At 56.9% G+C, this 16,179-nt stretch carries 19 protein-coding genes; 12 read left to right on the top strand and 7 right to left on the bottom strand.

What is annotated here, in order from left to right; translation table 11 throughout:
* Positions 1–45 precede the first annotated feature (45 nt).
* Positions 46–708 (bottom strand): flagellar hook capping FlgD N-terminal domain-containing protein, encoded by a 663-nt coding sequence (locus AC2FLZ_RS07105; protein WP_480474175.1) that lies wholly within the window; start codon positions 706–708, stop codon positions 46–48.
* 3 nt (positions 709–711) lie between these two features.
* Positions 712–1,956: a flagellar hook-length control protein FliK gene (locus AC2FLZ_RS07100; protein ID WP_496882004.1), complete on the bottom strand. Its 1,245-nt coding sequence runs from the start codon at positions 1,954–1,956 to the stop codon at positions 712–714.
* 110 nt (positions 1,957–2,066) lie between these two features.
* On the opposite strand from AC2FLZ_RS07100, the gene AC2FLZ_RS07095 reads away from it, so the two are divergent.
* From AC2FLZ_RS07095 to AC2FLZ_RS07070, 6 genes are all read left to right on the top strand, one after another.
* Positions 2,067–2,342, top strand: coding sequence for a rod-binding protein (locus AC2FLZ_RS07095; protein ID WP_480474173.1), 276 nt, complete (start codon positions 2,067–2,069; stop codon positions 2,340–2,342).
* On the top strand, positions 2,332–2,691 hold the full coding sequence (locus AC2FLZ_RS07090; RefSeq protein ID WP_480622558.1) for a flagellar biosynthesis protein FlgN: 360 nt from the start codon (positions 2,332–2,334) through the stop codon (positions 2,689–2,691). Before AC2FLZ_RS07095 ends, AC2FLZ_RS07090 begins: the two co-directional genes overlap by 11 nt.
* A gap of 210 nt (positions 2,692–2,901) precedes the next feature.
* Positions 2,902–4,113: a flagellin N-terminal helical domain-containing protein gene (locus AC2FLZ_RS07085; protein ID WP_209505009.1), complete on the top strand. Its 1,212-nt coding sequence runs from the start codon at positions 2,902–2,904 to the stop codon at positions 4,111–4,113.
* 77 nt (positions 4,114–4,190) lie between these two features.
* Positions 4,191–4,565 carry a flagellar biosynthesis regulator FlaF gene (gene flaF / locus AC2FLZ_RS07080; RefSeq protein ID WP_480555010.1) on the top strand — a complete coding sequence of 125 codons (375 nt, stop codon included), beginning with the start codon at positions 4,191–4,193 and terminating at the stop codon, positions 4,563–4,565.
* Positions 4,565–4,966, top strand: a complete 402-nt coding sequence (flbT, locus tag AC2FLZ_RS07075; protein WP_496882003.1) for a flagellar biosynthesis repressor FlbT — start codon at positions 4,565–4,567, stop codon at positions 4,964–4,966. The genes flaF and flbT overlap by 1 nt, the downstream gene beginning before the upstream one ends.
* 140 nt (positions 4,967–5,106) lie before the next feature.
* Positions 5,107–5,757, top strand: a complete 651-nt coding sequence (locus AC2FLZ_RS07070; RefSeq protein WP_480897031.1) for a DUF1217 domain-containing protein — start codon at positions 5,107–5,109, stop codon at positions 5,755–5,757.
* A gap of 76 nt (positions 5,758–5,833) precedes the next feature.
* Here the strand turns inward: AC2FLZ_RS07070 and AC2FLZ_RS07065 are convergent, their stop codons facing one another.
* The 3 genes from AC2FLZ_RS07065 to AC2FLZ_RS07055 all read right to left on the bottom strand — a co-directional run bounded on the left by AC2FLZ_RS07065 (position 5,834) and on the right by AC2FLZ_RS07055 (position 8,473).
* Positions 5,834–7,408 (bottom strand): DUF427 domain-containing protein, encoded by a 1,575-nt coding sequence (locus AC2FLZ_RS07065; RefSeq protein ID WP_496882002.1) that lies wholly within the window; start codon positions 7,406–7,408, stop codon positions 5,834–5,836.
* Between the two features lie 104 nt (positions 7,409–7,512).
* Complete coding sequence (locus AC2FLZ_RS07060) at positions 7,513–8,214, bottom strand: winged helix-turn-helix domain-containing protein (RefSeq protein WP_267365085.1); 702 nt, start codon at positions 8,212–8,214, stop codon at positions 7,513–7,515.
* Complete coding sequence (locus AC2FLZ_RS07055; RefSeq protein WP_209505003.1) at positions 8,186–8,473, bottom strand: hypothetical protein; 288 nt, start codon at positions 8,471–8,473, stop codon at positions 8,186–8,188. The genes AC2FLZ_RS07060 and AC2FLZ_RS07055 overlap by 29 nt, the downstream gene beginning before the upstream one ends.
* Positions 8,474–8,649: 176 nt before the next feature.
* Between AC2FLZ_RS07055 and AC2FLZ_RS07050 the strand changes: the two genes are divergently transcribed.
* The 4 genes from AC2FLZ_RS07050 to AC2FLZ_RS07035 all read left to right on the top strand — a co-directional run bounded on the left by AC2FLZ_RS07050 (position 8,650) and on the right by AC2FLZ_RS07035 (position 12,569).
* A complete protein-coding gene (locus AC2FLZ_RS07050; RefSeq protein ID WP_480474168.1) occupies positions 8,650–9,108 on the top strand; it encodes a hypothetical protein in 459 nt (152 codons plus the stop codon).
* A 110-nt stretch (positions 9,109–9,218) separates the two neighbouring features.
* A complete protein-coding gene (gene rnhB / locus AC2FLZ_RS07045; RefSeq protein WP_496715324.1) occupies positions 9,219–9,836 on the top strand; it encodes a ribonuclease HII in 618 nt (205 codons plus the stop codon).
* 107 nt (positions 9,837–9,943) lie between these two features.
* Entirely contained in the window at positions 9,944–11,047 is a 1,104-nt protein-coding gene (locus AC2FLZ_RS07040; RefSeq protein ID WP_496809491.1) for a site-specific DNA-methyltransferase, read from the top strand.
* A 139-nt stretch (positions 11,048–11,186) separates the two neighbouring features.
* Positions 11,187–12,569 carry an adenylate/guanylate cyclase domain-containing protein gene (locus AC2FLZ_RS07035; RefSeq protein ID WP_480555015.1) on the top strand — a complete coding sequence of 461 codons (1,383 nt, stop codon included), beginning with the start codon at positions 11,187–11,189 and terminating at the stop codon, positions 12,567–12,569.
* Positions 12,570–12,634: 65 nt separating this feature from the next.
* Here the strand turns inward: AC2FLZ_RS07035 and AC2FLZ_RS07030 are convergent, their stop codons facing one another.
* Both AC2FLZ_RS07030 and mutY read right to left on the bottom strand, forming a co-directional pair.
* Positions 12,635–13,771 carry an alkane 1-monooxygenase gene (locus AC2FLZ_RS07030; RefSeq protein WP_496882001.1) on the bottom strand — a complete coding sequence of 379 codons (1,137 nt, stop codon included), beginning with the start codon at positions 13,769–13,771 and terminating at the stop codon, positions 12,635–12,637.
* Positions 13,772–13,832: 61 nt separating this feature from the next.
* Entirely contained in the window at positions 13,833–14,888 is a 1,056-nt protein-coding gene (mutY, locus tag AC2FLZ_RS07025) for an A/G-specific adenine glycosylase (RefSeq protein WP_496882000.1), read from the bottom strand.
* Between the two features lie 81 nt (positions 14,889–14,969).
* Here mutY and AC2FLZ_RS07020 point away from each other — a divergent pair, with 81 nt between their 5' ends.
* Both AC2FLZ_RS07020 and AC2FLZ_RS07015 read left to right on the top strand, forming a co-directional pair.
* Positions 14,970–15,476, top strand: coding sequence for a DUF721 domain-containing protein (locus AC2FLZ_RS07020; RefSeq protein WP_480474162.1), 507 nt, complete (start codon positions 14,970–14,972; stop codon positions 15,474–15,476).
* Positions 15,477–15,489: 13 nt separating this feature from the next.
* On the top strand, positions 15,490–16,152 hold the full coding sequence (locus AC2FLZ_RS07015) for a DsbA family protein (RefSeq protein ID WP_267365070.1): 663 nt from the start codon (positions 15,490–15,492) through the stop codon (positions 16,150–16,152).
* Positions 16,153–16,179 lie beyond the last annotated feature (27 nt).

Raw genomic sequence — 16,179 nt, 5'->3', positions numbered from 1 at the left:
CTGGCGAGTCAAGTTGCCAACCTTTGGCCCGTCCAGCCCAACAGATCAAGCGCCCGTTCGAACAGCCGTGACCAGATCTGCGGGAATCACCTGACCGCCTTGCAGGGTCAGCAGAACAGCATCTTCTCCCACCTGCGCCTCGACGACCCGGTTATAGGCAGCGACGGGTTTCTCGGAAATCAGCCGGTCATTCTTGTAGCTTTCAAGCGTCGCGGTGTAGTTGCCAGCAGCCATCGGATCACCTGAGGAACTTACACCTGCCCAAGCAAACTCCGTCGCCGTTGTAGGAACAGAAACCGTGTCGACGACTGTGCCTTCATGATCACGGATCACCAGTTTGGTTGCGTCCGCGTCAGAATCCGCGCGCGAAAACAGGGTCACTGGCTGGCCGTTGAAATGAAAACCCGAGGCAGATCTGACGTCCATTCCGACCCAGCTTGCAAGGTCGTTCAGATTGACACTGCCAAGCGTGCTGGTCAGGGCGGAAAGCAGGTCATTGGTTTGAACCTGTTGTTCAACCATCGAAAACTGCGCAAGTTGCGATGCGTATTCGGTTGAGTCCATCGGCTCCAGCGGGTCCTGATTCTGGGCTTGCGCGGTCAGCATCAACAGAAACGTTTCGAAATCCGAAGTGATCGCAGAACTTCGGGACGGACCGGCAGTTTCCTGAGATGTGGCAGCCTGTGTGGCAGTGACGGGTGTGATCATCTTTCAATATCTCATATCGATGCCCCTGACCGGAGCAGGAGTTTGTGGATGTGGCGTGGCTTGCGCGAGGTGTACGTTCCGAACCAGTTCGGATTCCGGTGTGGCCTGAGCGTCGAATTCATTTGCCGGTTTATCCCGTGCACCTGAATCCGACGGAGTCCCCAGATCGATGTTCAGGTTTCCATAGCCCAGTTTCTGAAACTCCTCCGTAAGAACGGACAGGTGGCGGCGTATAAGTTCCATCGTGTCCGGGCGTTCGGTGGCGATTGTCATCTGGAGCCCGTCATCCCTACCGTTCAGCACAATGGATACACGCCCCAGTTCTTCGGGGCTTAGCGAGATTTCCATGATGCCGGTTCCCGGTCGGGTCTGAATCGTTGCCGCCAATTGCCCGGCTATAGCACGAGCAATTTCAGCACGGGCGGACGGAGAGGGCATCGCCGTGTGTTGTGCCACCTCGCGGGGGGCTTGCTGAACGGGTTCGTTTAAGGCGATGGACCCCGCGTCAACCTCCTGCGCCGGTGTCGCCTGTTCCGCTTCGATTGAGTTGAGGATCAGTTGAAGCTGCGCAACCGGTGTCGCGCGGTTTGGATTTGTCGGCTTGGGCGTGGCAGCGACTTCTGCTGTCTCGGGCGCCGCCTTTGTGCTTTCAAGGAGCCGTTCGGTTTTCACCCCGGTTGTCTGGTCCTTAGATTGGGGTGGCTGGCCCAAAACAGGCAAAGCCTCTGTGGGTTTTTGGGCAGGCACGACCTGGGTCGAAGCGGCGTGAACCTGCCTTTCGGTTGGTTGCCCAGGCACAAAGGGTTGAATGTCGGTCTGACGGGGTAGACCCGTTGACGCAACGGTTTGTTCCGGTTCTGTCGTGCCCGTTGCGGGGATATCCGCCCTAGCAGGTATAAACGGCGCGGGATGCACCGTATTCGCCGTAGGCGTTTCAAACGTTCCGACAATTTCGGTCTGCGGTGAAATGTTATCTGCCAACTCTGGTGCCCGAGGTGAAATCGCCACGACAGATGCCTCAGCCGTGTTTGGCAGAATGGCCTCCACCTCAATCTCGGCAGTTTCGTCGGTGGTTTCGATAGAAGCGTCCAAAACCGTATTGTCGGTGGCGGGACTTGTTTCGTTTCCCTGTTCAAGGATGTCCTCGAAACTGCCCACCCCGGTAGCACGACCCGGTTCTTTTGCGGGCGAATTGGGTTTCGCAGTTGCTGTTGGCGCTGCGGCCGCCAGCGTTAGTGGGTTGGGCATTTTGCTCTGGCTCCGTGTGACTGATCAGAACTCTGCCCGCAGGAAGTTACGTTTATTTTAACCGCTTTCACCTTTGATCGAGAAAGTTCGAAGCATTTTCGGAGAATACCATGCAGGTTTCGACATTTCCCCAGGCGGTTCAAACGCCCTTGACCCAGACCCGACTAAAAAGCGCGGCCATCGAGTTGGAGGCCGCATTCCTCAGCGAAATGATGAAGTCCGCCGGATTGGGCAAAACGCGCCAGTCCTTCGGTGGCGGGGCCGGTGAAGACCAGTTCTCTTCGTTTCTAGTTCAGCATCAGGCCCGGCAACTGGCCCGGGCTGGCGGAGTGGGCTTATCAGAAATTCTGCTGAAATCTTTGATGGAGAAAACCGATGACGTCTGAGGCCGACATGGCACTGATCAAATCTCTGGAAGAAGTTTTGGATCTGGAGCGTGCGGCGCTTGTCCAGGGTGATCTGGATCGTCTGACGCATATGGTGCCGGAAAAAGAAAAACTGATTGGCGCGATCAACGACCTTCAGGTGCTGAACAGCGATGCACTCATGCGGGTGCAGCAGAAAGTCGAACGCAATCAGGCATTGCTGAACAGTGCCGCCGACGGGATTCGGGCCGTGGCCAGCCGCATGGCCGAACTGCGGCGGGTTCGGCAGGAATTCAGCACTTACGGCGCGGATGGGCAACGAAGTGAATTTCCCGTTCGTAACACGGCAAAGCTGGAAAAGCGCGCATAGGCCTGGGTTTGATTCAAATCTGAAACTTCTGGTTCGGGCGTTTTAGCACTCCGTTAGGGGATCGGGCTCAAAAGTGATGCTGCACCTGGAAGCATCAGGTGGCGCGAACAGCCACGCGGCGCGTCGCACAAGTCAGAAAGACACCAATGCCCGCAGATACTGTGGGGTGAACATGGGCGAAAATGGCCCGAAGGCAAAAGGATAAAAGCTATGTCCAGCATTCTGACAAACAATGGCGCGATGGTTGCGCTGCAAACTCTCAAGTCGGTCAACAAGAACCTGGCAATGACCCAGAACGCGATTTCGACCGGTAAGGACGTCGCGACAGCCAAGGACAACTCGGCGGTTTGGGCGATCTCGAAAGTGATGGAATCCGACGTCAAGGGCTTCAACGCGATCAAAGACAGCCTCGCGCTGGGCGAATCGACAGTAGCTGTTGCGCGAAATGCGTCTGAAACCGTCACCGACCTGTTGACTCAGATGAAAAGCAAGATCGTCGCGGCGCAGGAAGACAACGTTGATCGCGGTAAGATCAATGACGATGTGACCGCACTGAAGGATCAGATCGCATCGGTTGTCAGCGCTGCCCAGTTCAACGGTCTGAACCTTGTTGACGGCTCGACCGGCTCTGCCTCGATCCTTGCATCGCTGGATCGTGACAACACCGGGGCGGTGACTGCGTCGTCAATCTCGGTCTCGGGGCAGAACCTGTCGACCGGTGGGTATGTCACCAAACAGGTTTTCGACGGCTCTACCGGTGCATCGACCGGCAACGACCGCGTGGGGGCAACCATTGACAATGGTGCAACGGCTGCGACGGCGTTGGTTACCGATGAATCCAGTGGCGCTTTCGCTGCCGGAGATAAGGTTGTCGTCGCCATTAACGATCAGGTTGTGTCCTATACCGTTTCTGCGGAAGATGCTGCCGCGACAACGACCGGTGACCTTGTTGCCGTCGGATTGAAATCGAAGATCGAAGAGCTTGGAATTACCGGTCTGACCGTCGATTACGACTCCGGAACTGCGGGTACGTTGTCGGTTACAAACGGCACAGGATCTGACATTTCGTTCTCGGCTCAGTTCGTGAATGCGGGTGCCGGTGGTTTGGGCGCGCTGGCAGGTATTGATGTGTCGACAGGTGCGGGGGCAACCGCTGCGTTGGCGGCCGTCGAATCGCTTATCGATACGTCGATTGATGCTTCGGCCGCCTTTGGCTCGGCGCAGGGGCGTATCGAGACCCAGAAAGAGTTCATTTCGAATCTCTCTGACTCGTTCAAATCCGGTATCGGCGCGCTGGTCGACGCTGACATGGAAGAAACCTCGGCGCGTTTGCAGGCCCTTCAGGTACAGCAGCAGCTGGCAACACAGTCGCTCTCGATTGCCAACCAGGCTCCGCAGTCGATCCTGTCGCTGTTCCGCTAATACGCAACGCGGTCCGGGGCGCGATTATCGCACCCCGGTCGTGACCACCTGACGACGGCTTTTTGGAAGGAATTCAAGTGACCCCGCAAACCCTCGCTCAATACACTTATGCGCAAGCCGCCGCGCCGACGCGAACGCCCCGTGACACTGAATATGAGGCAATTTCCAGGATTACGCGGCGTCTCAAGGCGGCTACCGCACGCAAGGCAACGGATTTCTCAGCGTTTGTTCAAGCCGTTCACGAGAACCGCCGGTTATGGGGCGTGATGGCAACAGGTGTCGCGGATTCGGCAAACGCGTTGCCAAACGATATTCGCGCCAGGATCTTCTACCTTGCCGAGTTTACGGAACTGCACAGCAGCCGCATTTTAGCGGACGGCGCATCCATCGAACCATTGCTTGAAATAAACACGGCGATTTTGCGCGGATTGCGCCAGATGAGCGCAACGTGATGAGCGGGCTGGTTCTGAAACTCGCCCCGAAGGAAAGGGTGTTGATCAATGGTGTTGTGATTGAAAACGGCGACCGCCGTGGCCGGTTTTCGATCATGACGCCGCAGGCCAATGTCCTGCGGCTGCGCGATGCGATACATCCGGATGAAGTAAATACTCCGGTGCGCCGTGTCTGCTATGCCGCACAGCTTGTTCTGTCCGGAGACATGGATCCGGTTCGGGCACGTCAACACCTGTTGCGCAGCGTGGAAGAGCTGAGCCAGGTTTTAACAGATACAGACAGCCGCCGTGTGTTGTCCGAGGCAACAGACGCGCTGGTGGCCGAGCAATACTATAAATGCCTCAAGTCACTTCGCTCGCTTCTTCCGCGCGAAGAACGGTTGATGGCTTATCAGCTATGAGCTTTCAACCGGTCATCCCCACTGGCGGGATCGTCGGCTGGCGGTTTCTGCAACGTACTTATCAAGGTCAGTTTCAAAGTTTCTCGTCTTCGGCAGTGAATGAGAGGGAGACGAAGTATTTCCTGGACAACATTGGGAAAGTGAAGACCGCCGAACAGTTGGTTTCGAACCGCAGATTGTTGCAGGTCGCTTTGGGTGCCTTTGGGTTGGAGGCGGATGTGGACAACCGGTTCTTTATCCGGAAAATTCTGGAGGATGGAACACAGGCGGAGGACGCTTTGTCCAATCGTTTGGCGGATAAACGGTACCGGGAATTTTCGGATGCTTTCGGGTTTGGCCCGGGGGCTGTTCGAAAAACGGTGCTGGTTACCAATATGGAAAAGATAGCCCAGGCCAATCTGTCTGCGCGGTTTGAGGTTGCGGTCGGACAGTCGGATGAGACGATGCGCATTTCGCTCTATGCCCAGCGCGAGCTGTCTGATCTGGCGAAAAGCGGAAGCAGTACAGATACGAAATGGTTCGATCTTATGGGATTGCCACCACTGCGCAAAATGATGGAAACGGCGCTTGGGCTGCCACAGTCATTCGCCCAACTGGATATCGATAAACAATTGGTCGAGTTCAAAAGCCGGCTATTCCATCTGACTGGATCGGATGATCTGGCACAGTTTTCGGACCAGAAAGCAGTTGAGAAACTGACCGACACCTATCTGGCCAGAAGTCAAATCGCGGGTCTTCAGAGTACGATCTCGCCAGCGCAGACCGCTTTGATCTTGCTTGGGGCTGTGTGATCAGAAGACGCGGGGCAAAAGCCCGGGCCGCAATCAAGTATCCGACGTCTCTCGTTTAACCTGCACAAACCACATGTTAACCGTTCAAAATCTCGTCGGCCGTGGTGTGCAAAGCGTAGCATACAACGGGTCGAGACACGTTGTGCAGGTTGACCGCGCCCAATGGCAAGGCGTTGGAACAGGCAGGCTCGATATCTTCGGAAACGACTATGCGATGCCCTTCGGTTTTCCCATATTCGCCCAACCGCGCGGCTATGTTGGCCGCTTGTCCAATAACCGTAAAATCAAGACGTTCACGAGAGCCCACATTGCCATAAGTGACGCGCCCATAAGCCACGCCAATCGAACAGTCGCAATGAAAGCCGGTACCTGCTTTGCGCAACTCACCCAATGTTTCGACGATATTGATTGCCGAGCGCTGTGCGTTGGCACGGGCCGCGCTGGCGTTTTCATCGGTTGCCGGGAATACCGCCAGAACAGCGTCACCAATGAATTTCAAAACTTCGCCTTCGTTCTCGTGAACGATACCCGAGACGGTTTCAAAGAACTCGTTCAAAACACAGATATACGTGCCCCGACCCAGTTTCTCTTCGAGGCTCGTCGAGTTGCGGAGGTCACAGAACATGATTGCCGCGTCGATCTCATCCCCGTCACCGCGCCGGATCTCGCCCCCCAGAACGCGTGCGCCAGAGCGTTTTCCAACATATGTTTCCAGCAAAACCTGCGCATTCTCGCGTTGCATGAACACTTCGTAAAAGCGGGCGAGCACCGAGGAGCATTCGAACACAAGGCCCAGATTCTCGGTGGTGAAGCCGTTGGGGTGGTCACAGGTCAGCGTCAGAACGTTGGTCCGCCCGTCAGAGAAGGGCAACGGCATCGCGACATAGTCGGTGGCACCCTTGGCCCGCAACTCCTCCATGATCGGGAAGCTGTTATGCGGGTTATCGTCGTTCAGCCTTTGCCGTACGCCGCCTAACCCGTTCGAGACATGGCGCAACGGGCTGTTGATGAAAGCCGGGTGATCATAGATTTCGTAGGTCGGGGCGCGGGTCAGAATCTCGTCCTGATCCTTTTCCCAGATATAGTGTTTGCCCGCGATCAGGGGGTGCAAGGACCATGCCAGAATGCTCAGCCGCTGGATGGCGATGCCGTGCTCCAGCATCTTCTCGGCCAATGCCTTGGTAAAGCTTTCGGGCGTAGTCGCGGCCGAAGCACCGCGCATCAGCCAGTCGATCAGAGGTCCGCTGATATTGCCGTCGTCCGGCTCGCGCAGGCGATTGTCGCCCAGGTCAATCCGGGTGTAGGCGCCGGACACAAACCCGATACATCCCCGGATATCCGCGCTTTCCGGCAGGGCTTGTTCATAAGCCCAGACGGAATTGGTCAGAGGCCCCGAGGCCAATTGGATGTCGTGGTAAGTAGCGGTGCCTTTGAACGGGCAGAATGTTTGCAGGTCTGTTTCTTCGCTCAGATCCACACAAACATCTGCGCGGGGAACGTAAATCGTTGGCGGCAAACGCGTTTCATACATCACCTTTGCGTTTGTGCTTTCAGCCAAAAGAATGTCGTTCCGGTAAATGGCAATCCTGCCATCCAGCGACTCAACCGAGATTCCATATCCATTCATCTGTGGCGCGGCGTGGACGTTCATAAGCGACCTCCTCTGCCTGGGGTTTGTTTAGAATGGGGTTTTCCATCTGACATTCCAAGAGGCTGCAACGGGAATTTACCGGGTGCGAGCGACGCGTCAAAACATCAGACCATTTGAATGACGTCCTTCTCGATCGACAGCATGTACCCCTTCTTGGCAATATTCTTGACCAGCAGTTCGCTAACCATCTGGTTGCCAAGCGCATCGCGCAACCGTTTGATCCGTGTTGCGCCAGCGGCTTCGTCACAATCGGCAGCATCGCGACCGGAAATCATGGCCTCGATCTGGGCGCCGGACAACACCTCGTCATCCAACCGGGATTCCGCCAGAATCGACAGGGTTTCCATGGCGGCGGGTGTCAGTTTGAAATCCATGTTGTTAAGGTAAACAGTGTTTTCTTCGCGACTGATCAGCAGCGACGTCACCTGAATGCCGGTACGTTCGATCTGCGCCATGCGCCGGTTCAACAAGACCAGCATCACCAGAAAGACCAACGCCGAGATCATCATCGCGCTGGCAAAAACCAGCAACACATAGATCACCATCCGGTAACTGGACAGGGTGTCAGCAAACGCGGTGCCCGATTGGGCCAGAATTTCAAGCAGGCGAATCTCGGTCTGTGACGTCAGATCGGCCTCGACAAACAGCCGTTCGACACGAGCGTTGAACGCATTTGCGTCCGGCAAGGTCCAGAACAGGAAAACGGCAGCGGTGATCAGAATGACGACAATGGCCGCGATGCCCAGCACAACCAGGCGGACACCCGACCGGCGTGCATCAGAAACGGAGATAGAATTGTCCGGCATTGCCTTTCCTCTGATCCAACCCTTCCGGCCCGAAAACGGACTGCACTTCAAGCAAGGTCCAACCTGATGCGTTCAGGCGCTGGGCGATTTCTGCCCGGGCCTGCCCCTTGTCGCAGTTTGTGACCTGCATAACGCCGTAATGCAAACGCAGCGGGTTGTCCTTCTTGGCTTTGTAGTCCGCATAACAATCTGCCGCTGTCGCAGCAGAACCAAGCGATAACAGGGCCGCAAAGGTCAGAGAAGAGAGGATCTGTTTCATAGGCCGCATCCTGCGCATGAGTTGCCACGATATTCAATAACTCAAGGGGATTGCGGCACCTGATATCCGATAACACCGGGCCGTTATTGCTTGTCTGGGGCAGGTGTCCCCACTTTCAGGGCAATCAGCACGCGGTCCGTCATACGGTCGCACGAACATCCGAAAGGACAGGCATCATGCATAAGAAATTCATCGCTTTGATCATTGCAACCGCAGTTGCGATTACCGGTGTTTCAGCTTCTCAGGCGAAGGCGGCCGACGCAAAGGACATTCTAGGGGGGCTTGCGGCCATCGCAATTATAGGTGCCGGTGTTCATTACTATAACAAGGAAAAGAAAAAGGACCGGGCGACGCGTCAACAGACCTATTCCCATACACCATATGTGGCGCAGCCAGTGCGCCCGTTGCCGCCGCATGTGGCGCGTTACGACCTGCCCCAGCGCTGCCTGCGCACCTATGATGGGTATTCGCAGGATCATCCACTGCTTGGGCCGAAATGTCTCGAGAAACATTACAAACATGCCAATAGCCTGCCGCAAGAGTGCAAGGTCGGTTTCTGGAATGGCAATAAGGTCAGGCAGGCCTATGAACCTGCATGCCTGCGCCAGAAGGGATACCGCGTCGTTTATCAGTAGTTTGGGTTGAGCAGGAAGGGCGCCAAAGAAGTGCCGTGAGAGAGAGGGTGGTGTGGGCCGCCCTCTCTTTTCTTCTTGCGGTGCTACGCGAAACGCGGTTTTCCAAGGGAATGACAATGCCAAACTTCGAACTTGAGCAGGCGCTGCAGGACATGGGCCACATCCGTATCGCCGGTGTGGATGAGGTCGGGCGCGGCCCATTGGCCGGGCCGGTTGTGGCTGCCGCCGTGATTCTGAACCCGAAGCACTTTCCTGACGGCCTGAATGACTCAAAAAAGCTGACCGCAAAACGCCGAGCTGCGCTGGACGCTGAGATCCGAAACACTGCGGAGTTCGCGGTAGCCGATGCTTCTGTCGCCGAAATTGATGAAGTCAATATTCTGAGGGCGTCGCACTTGGCGATGATGCGCGCGGTGGAGGCGTTGACCCCGGCACCTGATTTTCTGCTGATTGATGGCAACCTGATACCGCAGGGTCTGAGAATTCCGTCACAGGCCGTTGTGAAGGGCGATGCACGGTCGGTGTCGATCGCGGCTGCTTCGATCCTGGCGAAAAACTGGCGCGATCAGGTGATGGTGGATTTAGCGCAACAGCATCCGGGTTATGGGTGGGAAACCAACGCGGGCTATCCGTCAAAACAACACAAGGAAGCGCTGCGAAATCTTGGCGTGACCCCACACCATAGGCGTTCGTTCAAACCGGTGCACAATATCTTGTATCAAGAGTAAATCGTAAGTCGCTGATTCAAAAAAGAATTTGACGGCGAATCGACTTTGACTCATCCTTGTCTCAACCAAATGAGCGCAAAAGCGCCGTGGACACTTGAGGCAGTGATATGACAACAACCACCAAAAAGGGCGCAAAAGCGCTCCCTTTAAACACGATTCTCTCCGGGGACTGCATCGATGTGATGAACAGTCTACCCGAGGCGTCCGTGGATCTGATTTTTGCGGACCCGCCGTATAACCTGCAATTGAAAGGTCAGTTGCATCGTCCGGATAATTCGCAGGTCGATGCGGTGGATGATCATTGGGATCAGTTCGCAAGTTTTGGAGCGTATGACCAGTTTACGTGCGAATGGCTGAAGGCGGCGCATCGTCTGCTGAAACCCAATGGTGCAATCTGGGTAATCGGGTCCTATCACAACATATTCCGCGTGGGGTCAGCGCTGCAGGATGCCGGATACTGGATCCTGAACGACGTTGTGTGGCGTAAGTCGAACCCGATGCCGAATTTTCGCGGCAAGCGGTTCACCAATGCGCATGAAACGATGATCTGGGCGTCCAAGCGCGAAGGCGCGAAATACACCTTCAACTATGAGGCGCTGAAAGCTCTGAACGAAGGTGTGCAGATGCGCAGCGACTGGGTGCTGCCGATTTGCACCGGGCATGAGCGCCTGAAGGACGAAAACGGCGACAAGGCGCATCCGACGCAAAAACCGGAATCGCTGTTGCACCGCGTGCTGGTCGGCTCGACCAACCCCGGCGATGTGGTGCTGGACCCGTTCTTTGGTACCGGAACCACCGGGGCCGTCGCCAAGATGTTGGGGCGCGAGTTCATTGGTATCGAGCGAGAGGAAAGCTATCGCAAGGTGGCTGAAAAACGCATCGCCAAGGTCCGCAAGTTTGATCGCGAAGCTCTGGAAGTCAGCGCCAGCAAACGTGCCGAGCCACGCGTGCCATTCGGTCAGCTGGTCGAACGCGGAATGTTGCGCCCGGGTGAAGAGCTCTATTCCATGAACCAACGTCACAAGGCGAAGGTGCGTGCGGACGGAACGCTGGTGGGCGACAATGTCAAAGGGTCAATCCATCAGGTCGGCGCGCATCTGGAAAACGCACCGTCCTGCAACGGCTGGACATACTGGTGCTTCAAACGGGACGGCAAGACCGTACCGATTGACATCCTGCGGCAACAGATCCGCGCAGAAATGCACAACTGAATTCACGAACACCGCCGGTGCCTGTGGCCTGACACATGGCACTATACCTTGCCCCGCCGATCAACCGGCGGGGTCTTTTGTTTTGCCTTCAACAGTGATTGCATAAGGCTGCCAAGCCTCTGCAAGAAAGACCACGGCCATGACCGAGACGACCGCACAGCCCCGCCGAAGCCTGTTTTTCACCCAGCCCGATGCGTTTGATCTGGACAACAAATATACCGAGGCTGCGTTGGAACGGCACAAGCGCGAGGGTCTGGAACTGGCTGTGCGTGCGCGATGGGTGGCGATGGCGCTGACTGCGGTGCTGCTCATTTTTCTGAACCCGCAATGGGAGGTGCTTTGGTATCACTTCATTCTGCTGCTGATCTGCGGCAACGGGTGGTTGATCCGCCGTGCAGGTCGTGTCGGGCAATCGCGGGGCGAGTTGTTTTTGATTTTCGTCGACCTGCTGATCATGACGCTCGGGATGATCGTGCCTAATCCCTTCAGCGATGATGTCAGGCCATTGGCCATGCAATACCGGTTCGACAACTTTCAGTACTTCTTCGTCATTCTGGCCGCAGGCACGTTGGCTTATTCCTGGCGGACCGTGATCGCCATCGGAACCTGGACGGCGATGATGTGGACGATCGGTTGGATCGTTGCGTCGTGGGTCGCAACGCCTATTCCGGGGATCAGCGAAAAAGTTGCAGCCGCCCTGCAAGGCTACCCAGATGTTGCCGAGCTTCTGGATCCGAACAGTTTCATGGCGCCTCAGCGCATCCAGCAGGTGATCGTGTTCATGATGGTGGCCGTGACTTTGGGCATTTCGATGCAGCGGCTGAACCGGCTATTAATGAGCAACGCAGGGCTGGAACGGGAACGGGCCAACCTGTCACGCTATTTCTCGCCCAACGTGGTAGAGGAGCTGAGCCAGAATGACGAGCCGCTGAAACGGGTCCGAAAAGAGAATGTGGCCGTTCTGTTCATCGACATCGTCGGGTTTACAAAATACGCGGCCGGGCGTGACCCCTATGATGTGATCGAAGTGCTGCGAGGCTTTCACGCCCGCATGGAAACCGAGGTTTTTCGCCACCACGGAACCCTGGACAAGTATCTGGGGGATGGTCTGATGGCGACCTTTGGCACCCCGGTGCCTACACCGCTGGACGCAAGCAATGCGCTGGGATGCGCACGCGCGATGGTCGGCGTGATTGATCGATGGAACCTGGACCGCCGCCGGACGGGAGAGCCGGAAATCCGCGTCGGGATTGGGGTGCATTATGGCTCGGTCGTATTGGGCGACATTGGTGCGAACCGGCTTGAATTTGCTGTCATCGGGAATGCCGTCAACGTCGCAGCCAAGCTCGAGGCGCTGACGCGTGATTTGCAGGCGCGTATCGTGGTCAGTGATGCCGTGCGCGTGCGGATTGCAGAGGAAAACCAGTCTGCGTCGGTCGCCATGACTGGTTTTGCAGAGCTTACCGATCAATCCGTGCGCGGCGTGGAAACACCGATGGATATCTGGGTGATGAAAGGCTGAGGACCGTACACCCCACCAGAACAGCACCCTAAGCGCCGAGCCTGATGGGCAGGGCTGCGCATCGGTTACGCATCAGGTACCGGGTTCAGGGCCTTGTTATAGGCGTGCCAATCGGTGATCTCGGGGTAGTACTGGCGTCGCCATTCCCGGACCCGCGGGTTCATGACCCGCCGCCACAGCGGTGGGATCATCGCAGCCACAGTCATGACGGGATAGCCAAAGGGCAGTTGCGGTGCCTTTTCGGGCGTGTGGTGTTGAAGCAGCGGAAACCGGCGGTTTGGTTTGTAGTGGTGATCCGAATGGCGTTGCAGATTGATCAGCAACCAGTTTGAAGCCTTCTGTGATGCGTTCCAGGAATGCCTGGGCAGGACGTGTTCATACCGCCCGTCCCCCAGATGTTTCCGGGTCAGGCCGTAATGTTCCACGTAGTTGACCAATTCCAGCTGCCAGATCGCGACACCGGCCTGCAACAGAAAAAGGGCCAGACCTGACCAGCCTCCGATCAGCGACGCCAGTGCCAGCATCCCCAATTGCAACGCCCAGTAACGCCAGAACGGGTTGGAGCGGTCGGTCCAGGGTCGGTCCTTGCGGGCCAGTTTTCCGCGTTCGGCGTTGAAGGCCGAGACCAGACTTTGCCGCAACACCCTAGGGTAAAAGCGGTGAAACCCTTCGTTGTATCGCGCCGTCACCGGATCGCGTGGCGTTCCTACATAACGGTGATGGACCAGCAGATGCTCGGACCGAAAATGAGAATAAAGCACCATGGCAAGAAGGATATCGCCCAGCCAGCGTTCCCAACGGCTTTTCTGATGCATCAGCTCGTGGCTGTAATTGATGCCGACCGTACCCGAGATAACACCCATGCCAAAGAACAGGCCGATTTTCTCAGGCGTCGAAAGCTGGCTGCCGTGGCTCGCGTACCAGATCAGGCCAAACAAGGTAAGGAACTGAAGGGGTGCCCAAAGCTTGGTCAGCAGGATGTACCGTTGCAGATCGCCGTCCGGCGTCTCGGGGTCCGCATTTTCCACGTTGAGCCCGGTGATCCGGTCCAGCACGGCAAAGACCCACCAGGTCGAGATCGGGATCAGCAAAACCCACCATCCGCCCGCGAAAGCAGTGAACCAGATCAGCGGGATCAACAGCAGGGACACCCAGAAGGGTGATGCTGATTGCCAGCGTGCTAACGAGACTGTTGCGGTCATCTCTGGTGCTCCTGCTAGATGGGAACAGCCTAGCCGCGAGGCCAAGGAATGCACAGCGGTCTTATTGTCCTTTCCACAGATCATAGGCTTTGCGCATCACTGTGGGCAGGTCGCTGGGTTGGAAGCTGTGCTTTCCCACTGCGATCAAGTGTTCGGGAACATCCTGACCGGTGGTTTCTGCGGCCCAGATTCTTAAAATCAGATGAAAATGCGTAAAGGTGTGGCGCACCTCGCCCGGCACCATTTTCCAATCTGCCGCAAGCGGGGGGTGCTCGACCGGATCGTCAGCCCACTCCGATCCGGGCCAGCCCAGCATTCCGCCCAGCAGACCTTTGTCCGTTCGGCGCTCCAGCAGCATGGCCCCATCTGACATGCGCACAATATAAACGTGACCGCGACGGGTGGGTTTGGGCTTTTTCGGTGTTTTTCGGGGAAGATCAGCCTGTGTTCCCGCGATCCGCGCTTTGCATGGTTCGCGCAGCGGGCAAATGCCACATGCCGGGGATTTCGGCGTGCATATCGTGGCCCCCAAATCCATGACCGCCTGCGCGTAATCACCGGGCCGAGTAGAAGGTGTCAGCGCTGAGGCTTTTTCCTTCAGCAGGGGTTTCGAGCCGGGCAGCGGCGCGTGGATGTCGTAAAATCGGGCCATGACGCGTTCGACATTGCCATCCAGAACCGTTTCAGGCTGATCGAAGGCGATGGCCGAGATTGCCGCAGCTGTATAAGGGCCGATGCCGGGTAGCGTCAGCAGCGCATCATATGTATCGGGGAACTGACTATTGTGATCCCGTGTCACAGCGCGGGCGCATTTCAAGAGGTTGCGCGCACGCGCGTAATAGCCAAGACCGGCCCATTCCCCCATGACCTGATCATCCGGCGCGGCGGCCAGCGCCTGAACCGTAGGCCAACGTGTCACGAAGCGCAGAAAGTAATCCCGCACCGCTGCTACAGTCGTCTGTTGCAACATCACTTCGGACAACCAGATCCGATAGGGGTCGGGACGCACCCCGGCGGCGCGCTCTGCCGGTCCCGTGCGCCATGGCATGGCGCGAGCGTTGTGGTCATACCACTCCAGAAGCGCAGCGCTGGCGGTGAATTCAAAGGAATCACGCAAGTTTTATTCGTCTCCCTGTCAGGTTTCGCTGGCACCCGGTGTTCTGCCTATTACAATAGCGGCGCAGGAGTTGGAAACCAGATGCAACGCAGACGTTCGTCAACCCGCGGGTTCAAGCGCACCGCGTCTTTGCTGAATGACCAGATCAGGCGCGCCGGGGAAAGCCGGGGCTTTGCTGTCTCACGTCTGTTGACCCATTGGGCCGAGATCGTGGGTCAGGATACCGCCGCCATCGCGCGCCCAGTCAGTGTCGGCTATGGCAAAGGCGGTTTCGGCGCGACCCTGACCGTTCTGACCACAGGCCCGCAGGCCCCGATGCTGGAAATGCAGAAGGAACAGCTGCGTGGTAAAGTGAACGCGGTCTACGGCTATAATGCCATCAGCCGTGTCCGGATCACCCAGACCGCTCCGACCGGATTTGCCGAGGGGCAGGCCAGTTTCGACCATAAACCGAAACAGGCAATACCCGAGATTGCACCTGAGATTGCTGCCGAGGCAGACAAAGTGTCACGCAGTGTAAATGATGAAGATTTGCGCGCGGCCCTTGAACGTCTTGGGCGCAACGTTTTATCCAAACAGAAACGCTGAGAAAGGGCTGAGAATGAGCCGTATTGCAACCGTAATCTGCGCGGCCGTCGCCGTGGCCGCTGGCGGCTATTGGGTGTCGCTGTCAAATTCCAACACAAGTTTTCCGCTGGTCAGTGCCGCCGAGGCGCAAGAGGCGGACCTGGATACATCCACAATCATTGACATGGTTCAGGGGGCCGAAGGGGCGCCTGTCGAAATCATCGAATACGCATCCTACACCTGCCCGCATTGCGCGAATTTCCACAAGAGCGCGTATAAACAGCTCAAGAAGGATTTCATTGACACCGGCAAGGTCAAGTTCACCTATCGTGAGGTCTATTTTGATCGCTACGGTCTGTGGGCGTCGATGGTGGCCCGCTGTGCCGGCCCCGAGAAATTCTTTGGCATCACTGATCTGATTTACGAAGGTCAGGCAGAATGGACGCGCGCAGGTGGCCCGGCCGAGATCGTCGATGAACTGCGCAAGATTGGTCGTCTGGCAGGTATTGATGGCGACCAGCTTGAGGCCTGTTTGCAGGATGGCACCAAGGCGCGGACATTGGCCGCGTGGTATCAGGAAAACGCTGAACGCGATGGAATTCAGGCAACCCCGTCCTTCATCGTGAACGGCAAGAAAGTTGACAATCAGTCCTACGCGGACTTCAAAAAGCTGATCGAAGCAGAGCTCGGCAGCTGACCCGAACCCGGCTGGCGCCACCGGGGG

The sequence above is a fragment of the Ruegeria sp. YKSF131 genome (assembly GCF_059612645.1).
This window is presented reverse-complemented; position numbering and strand designations above follow the sequence as displayed.

What these genes read in the sequence shown, in the direction of transcription:
- AC2FLZ_RS07105 (WP_480474175.1), bottom strand. Translation starts at nt 708, where the DNA reads ATGATCACACCCGTCACTGCCACACAGGCTGCCACATCTCAGGAAACT.
- AC2FLZ_RS07100 (WP_496882004.1), bottom strand. Translation starts at nt 1,956, where the DNA reads ATGCCCAACCCACTAACGCTGGCGGCCGCAGCGCCAACAGCAACTGCG.
- AC2FLZ_RS07095 (WP_480474173.1), top strand. Translation starts at nt 2,067, where the DNA reads ATGCAGGTTTCGACATTTCCCCAGGCGGTTCAAACGCCCTTGACCCAG.
- AC2FLZ_RS07090 (WP_480622558.1), top strand. Translation starts at nt 2,332, where the DNA reads ATGACGTCTGAGGCCGACATGGCACTGATCAAATCTCTGGAAGAAGTT.
- AC2FLZ_RS07085 (WP_209505009.1), top strand. Translation starts at nt 2,902, where the DNA reads ATGTCCAGCATTCTGACAAACAATGGCGCGATGGTTGCGCTGCAAACT.
- flbT (WP_496882003.1), top strand. Translation starts at nt 4,565, where the DNA reads ATGAGCGGGCTGGTTCTGAAACTCGCCCCGAAGGAAAGGGTGTTGATC.
- AC2FLZ_RS07065 (WP_496882002.1), bottom strand. Translation starts at nt 7,408, where the DNA reads ATGAACGTCCACGCCGCGCCACAGATGAATGGATATGGAATCTCGGTT.
- AC2FLZ_RS07060 (WP_267365085.1), bottom strand. Translation starts at nt 8,214, where the DNA reads ATGCCGGACAATTCTATCTCCGTTTCTGATGCACGCCGGTCGGGTGTC.
- AC2FLZ_RS07055 (WP_209505003.1), bottom strand. Translation starts at nt 8,473, where the DNA reads ATGAAACAGATCCTCTCTTCTCTGACCTTTGCGGCCCTGTTATCGCTT.
- AC2FLZ_RS07050 (WP_480474168.1), top strand. Translation starts at nt 8,650, where the DNA reads ATGCATAAGAAATTCATCGCTTTGATCATTGCAACCGCAGTTGCGATT.
- rnhB (WP_496715324.1), top strand. Translation starts at nt 9,219, where the DNA reads ATGACAATGCCAAACTTCGAACTTGAGCAGGCGCTGCAGGACATGGGC.
- AC2FLZ_RS07040 (WP_496809491.1), top strand. Translation starts at nt 9,944, where the DNA reads ATGACAACAACCACCAAAAAGGGCGCAAAAGCGCTCCCTTTAAACACG.
- AC2FLZ_RS07035 (WP_480555015.1), top strand. Translation starts at nt 11,187, where the DNA reads ATGACCGAGACGACCGCACAGCCCCGCCGAAGCCTGTTTTTCACCCAG.
- AC2FLZ_RS07030 (WP_496882001.1), bottom strand. Translation starts at nt 13,771, where the DNA reads ATGACCGCAACAGTCTCGTTAGCACGCTGGCAATCAGCATCACCCTTC.
- AC2FLZ_RS07020 (WP_480474162.1), top strand. Translation starts at nt 14,970, where the DNA reads ATGCAACGCAGACGTTCGTCAACCCGCGGGTTCAAGCGCACCGCGTCT.
- AC2FLZ_RS07015 (WP_267365070.1), top strand. Translation starts at nt 15,490, where the DNA reads ATGAGCCGTATTGCAACCGTAATCTGCGCGGCCGTCGCCGTGGCCGCT.